The organism is Helicobacter sp. MIT 03-1616, assembly GCF_000765685.2.
Classification (GTDB): domain Bacteria; phylum Campylobacterota; class Campylobacteria; order Campylobacterales; family Helicobacteraceae; genus Helicobacter_C; species Helicobacter_C typhlonius.
Window position 1 is genome coordinate 1 of the sequence record NZ_JROY02000023.1, and the last position, 4,401, is coordinate 4,401.

General features: G+C 33.6%; 5 protein-coding genes, 1 rRNA gene and 1 pseudogene. All 7 read right to left on the reverse strand.

What is annotated here, in order from left to right:
- Positions 1 to 442 (reverse strand): annotated as a pseudogene (locus LS67_RS09340) (hypothetical protein); the annotation flags it as partial.
- A 9-nt stretch (positions 443 to 451) separates the two neighbouring features.
- Positions 452 to 604 carry a hypothetical protein gene (locus tag LS67_RS09760; protein ID WP_162845535.1) on the reverse strand — a complete coding sequence of 51 codons (153 nt, stop codon included), beginning with the start codon at positions 602 to 604 and terminating at the stop codon, positions 452 to 454.
- Positions 576 to 1,337 carry a hypothetical protein gene (locus LS67_RS09345; protein ID WP_161594497.1) on the reverse strand — a complete coding sequence of 254 codons (762 nt, stop codon included), beginning with the start codon at positions 1,335 to 1,337 and terminating at the stop codon, positions 576 to 578. Before LS67_RS09345 ends, LS67_RS09760 begins: the two co-directional genes overlap by 29 nt.
- Positions 1,309 to 1,632, reverse strand: a complete 324-nt coding sequence (locus LS67_RS09350; protein ID WP_058122010.1) for a glycosyltransferase family 2 protein — start codon at positions 1,630 to 1,632, stop codon at positions 1,309 to 1,311. Before LS67_RS09350 ends, LS67_RS09345 begins: the two co-directional genes overlap by 29 nt.
- On the reverse strand, positions 1,622 to 2,722 hold the full coding sequence (locus LS67_RS09355) for a glycosyltransferase family 4 protein (protein WP_034328526.1): 1,101 nt from the start codon (positions 2,720 to 2,722) through the stop codon (positions 1,622 to 1,624). Before LS67_RS09355 ends, LS67_RS09350 begins: the two co-directional genes overlap by 11 nt.
- The gene (locus LS67_RS09360; RefSeq protein WP_034328529.1) at positions 2,697 to 4,133 is read right to left on the reverse strand and encodes an O-antigen ligase family protein; all 1,437 of its coding nucleotides are present in this window, start codon (positions 4,131 to 4,133) and stop codon (positions 2,697 to 2,699) included. The genes LS67_RS09355 and LS67_RS09360 overlap by 26 nt, the downstream gene beginning before the upstream one ends.
- 176 nt (positions 4,134 to 4,309) lie before the next feature.
- Positions 4,310 to 4,401: ribosomal RNA gene (rrf, locus tag LS67_RS09365) — 5S ribosomal RNA — on the reverse strand; the annotation flags it as partial.

Here is a 4,401-nt window from a genome sequence, read left to right on the forward strand (position 1 = left end):
TAAAGTGTGATGGACAGCTCAAGGCTTTTGCTTGCTCTTGTGCTAAAACGCTAGAAGTGCCTATTTTATGCGGTGTTGTAAGTGTTGTAGGTGTTGTAACTTGAGTTTGTGATATTGGCTCTAAAGTTGTAGCGTGTTGAGATTGGACGAATGCAAGCGCGCTAGATTGCGTTTTATGAGAATCTGTGTTTAAAAGATATGCTACTCGCTCTTGTGTGTAAGATTGCATAAATGATTCCGCCTCTGCTTGTGTAGCAAAAGGCTCACTCCAAATGCGAAGGACTTTGCCCCCACGACCTATACCATTTTCATACAAATACATAAAAAAATATGTATTTACAGAGAAAATTTTTTGTTTGTTTCTCTGAATTTTTAATTGCAAAGCGCGAAGTGATATACTCTTAGATTCTGCAAACTCTCTGCTGCTTACCCATTGTCCCATTATGCGCCCCTATGCGATTCCAAACCCATCAGATTCAAGCATTTCTTTCAGCTCCTTAGCTCTCCCACGCTTACCTTTTGTAAGTCCATAAGAAATTTGATTTAAAAGCCCTATGTCCTTTTCGCTTAAGCCCTTAGATTTCGCCCAAGTGCGTAATTTCATACATTCGCAATGCTAAACGCATTCTTTTGGGAAATCCATAGATTCTAGGGAAAAGGCAGCAAAAATATCTTTTACCCTTTATATTGAGTTGAGACAAAGATAAAAGCAAGTCTTTTTTGCTAAAGCCAAGCTCCTCGACATAGCCCACAAGCTGTAAAGATTGCATTAACTTTTTCACATTATCCAAACAAGCACGATAATAATACTCCTTCATTACAGGATTCTTTTCCTCTCTAAAAGAATGCAAAAAAGTCTGCAAAATCATAAAATAGCTATAAGTAATTTTTATCCGCTTATCTCTTGTAACAAATGAATTCATAATAGAGCTAGGAACAAGTGTATAATTATAAACTTGCTCGTGGCTTATATAAATATTTTTACATTTGCTTACTGATTTTGTGCAAAATGCAATGTCTTCATAGATGATATGAGGGATAAAAGTAATATTGTTTTCAAATATTAAAGAAGCCTTGCCGACAAAGCTTCCCGCTGAAGTTATCATAGCATACCCTCCAAGTGATAAAATCAAATCTGTGGGAGTATATAAGCCCTCAATATGAGAAGGAAACACTTGCCAATCAAACTCTACTTGCGTATATGTGGTAGGCTCTCTTGCGATATATATGCTATACATAAGCACATCTACATCATATTGTGTCAATATATGATAGGAGTGCTCTAGTGCATAACTCTGCAAATAATCATCAGAATCTAAAAAACGAATATAATTCAAATATTGTTGGGGGGGGGGGATTAGTAGAGATGATAAGATTCTTTACATATTCTAATCCCGCATTACGAGCCATTGATTGCCCTTGATTTTCTTGATTTAAAGTTACAAATCTAGCATCTTTATTGGCATATTCTTGAGCGATTTCTCCACTAGAATCTGTGCTACCATCATTCACTAAAATCGCCTTCCATTGCGTATAACTCTGTGAAAGAAGTGAATCTAGGCATTTTCTTAAATACCTCTCCACATTAAAAATTGGCACGATGATATAAAACATTATTTGCTCATTTGCCACCTAGCACCTCCTCCCACAATGGCATAATAGCCTCTTTACTAAACTTTTGTGCTACTCTTGCTTTTGCTGCCTCGCCCATAGTTTTGCGCTTATTTTCATCACTCATTAATTCTATAAGCTTATGTGCATAAGTATGTAAATCATTATCTTGTATTAAATAGCCACTTTTGTTATTTTCTATAATATCACTTGGACCTGTTTTAATATCAAAGGCGATAGGACACAATCCATAGGAGCAAGATTCTAAAAGCACCATAGGAAAACCCTCATAATAGCTACTCATAGCATAAATACTCGCATTAAGATATTCAGATTCTATATCTTTGGTAAATGGCTTGAGAATTATGGAATCTTGCAATCCTAAATCTTTAATTTTAGTTTCTATCTCACTCTTTATATCACCATCACCTACGATAACAAGCTGCCAAGAATGTAATTGGGGGGGGGGCACAGATGATTGAAGGCTCTGTTGAAGCAGAGCCCAAATATCAATGAGGCGCAAAAAGCCTTTTTGATCACCTCTATCCATACGCCCAACTGATATGATACTTTTTTGCTTCAAATCTGTTTGTTCTGTAGAAATAATAGGTAAAAAATTAGGAATAACCTTAATATCTTTGTGGTATTGCTCCCAAATAGAAAGCTCTTTAGAAGAAAGGACAACAAGAGTGTGGAAAAAATTATTTCGTGTATTATATATACTAAAATTTAAATGAATAAGTCTTATATATCGTGTGAACTTGTGCTTAAGAAAAGGTATATAAGTGCTGTCATTTGCAATGACTACATCAAAATCTCTAAAATCAAAATGCACTTGTGCATTAAGAATAAATTTATAACAATTTTTATAATAGATTTTAGAGAAAACATTACGACATATTTGTGCTTTAAAAGCAGATTCTGAAATATTATGCCAAAAGTGAAGTTTTATGTTATTATTAATATGGTAAGGTAAGTTTTCATTGGCTTTATAAAAGCTTAATATTTCCACTTCATTCCCTACTTCGCTTAAAGCATTGGCGAGATTTACCACTACTCGCTCCGCCCCACCAAATATACTTATGTCATTTATTGTGAGCAAAATCTTCATTACACATAGACCGATGAATAAGGGCAAAATAAAGAGCAAAAACCAAGAAAAAAGATTTTAACATAACGGGGTGCATCACATCAAACTGCACTTGCACCCATAATCCAATTAAAAAAACACTCACACATTTTGACACAAAGCTAAGTTGAGTATGTGTCTCCTTATATGAAGTTTTAAGTGCTATATACAATATATAAAAATTGAAAAATACAATAGTCAAAAAACCAAAGACACCATATTCTATGAGAATAGATAGGGGCGTAGAATGTATATGCCCAAAACCATATACATTTTCTGCGTTACTATATACAGAAGTATCAATATAGATTCTGTAAGGATTGTCTTTGCCATAATAGGAGCGCAAATATTCTCCTACACTTGTTGCACCAGCAATATGTGGCTTAAAAGGTTCTTTCATAATAAGATGAAGTGCTGATTTATACATCGCAAGTCTTGTGATTGCTGAATGCTCTAAGATAATCTCATTTTTGCCAAATGCTAGACTTTGAGATGAGCATTGCAACCATTTTTGTGTATCATCAAAACAATAAGCATCATATTGCCCCATTTCTATGGGAGCACTCTGCCATATAGTAGAAACATTATCTATCATATGTCCAAAATTATACCTATCGGATAATGTCTTGCTGTAAGTGTAGATTCCATAAATAGAAGGTATGCTGATAAGCAAAATAAGAAAAACAACATAAATTTTATATTTGTAATGCCATATAAAAAATGGAGACAAAAGTAGCGCAAAAAACCCCAACAAAAAGGAACGTTCCCCATTGCCTATAATCGCCATAAAACAAAAAAGTAATCCCAAAGCAAAAAGGAGCTTAATCTTTATATTGTGTGTTGTAGCCATACCTACAACACAAATCGCACTTGCCCCAAGAAGCCACACATTAAGAGCTATAATATGAAAGAAAAAAAGCGGTGTCATATGAGTTTGAAAATGATTACTTACCCAGACATAAATTGTGGCTATCACATCAATTGCACACATTAATCCAAATAATAGTAATAAAATATTGACTTTATTTTTTGATGTATGTATGACATAAAAAAACATAATAAAAAATAAAGCAATCCAGCCTAAAATATGACTATTAATCTTTTTGAACATTTGAGACATTGTATTTGGTGTAATCGTATCAAATAAAGTGCATAAACCAAGAAGTAAAACAAGAGCAAAACAAATAAGAGGGATTTTGATATTTTTTAAATCATTCCAAGATAGTTTTTTATAGTTACATATAAAGAAAATCAATCCACCAATATGAAAAAAAGTTTGCGCATTAAAATTCTTGCCAATAGAATCTCCTAATCCATAAAAGATTATACCTGCACAAAACAAAATAAAAGTAATTTCTTGGTTGTAAGTTTTTATAACATTCACTAAACGCATTTGCTCCCTTATAATATTTTAGCTCAAAAAAGCTAATTCTAACATATATGAAGTTAAGAGACATTTAATACTACACTAAATCTTGGTAATTCAATAATAATGTATTTTTCATCACCAATATCTCATTATCGCATAAAAGTGAATGATAAAATCTGTAAGACAAAGGAAGTTCCCTATCCCTGCATCGACCTACATTCCCACACTTGAAAAGTGCAGTATCATCGGCGAAGAGAAGCTTAACTGCCAGGTTCGGAATGGAGCTGGGTGT

Bases quoted from the DNA above. Each gene is read 5' to 3' on its own strand.
- LS67_RS09355 (WP_034328526.1), bottom strand. From the start codon at position 2,722: ATGAAGATTTTGCTCACAATAAATGACATAAGTATATTTGGTGGGGCG.
- LS67_RS09360 (WP_034328529.1), bottom strand. From the start codon at position 4,133: ATGCGTTTAGTGAATGTTATAAAAACTTACAACCAAGAAATTACTTTT.
- LS67_RS09760 (WP_162845535.1), bottom strand. From the start codon at position 604: ATGAAATTACGCACTTGGGCGAAATCTAAGGGCTTAAGCGAAAAGGAC.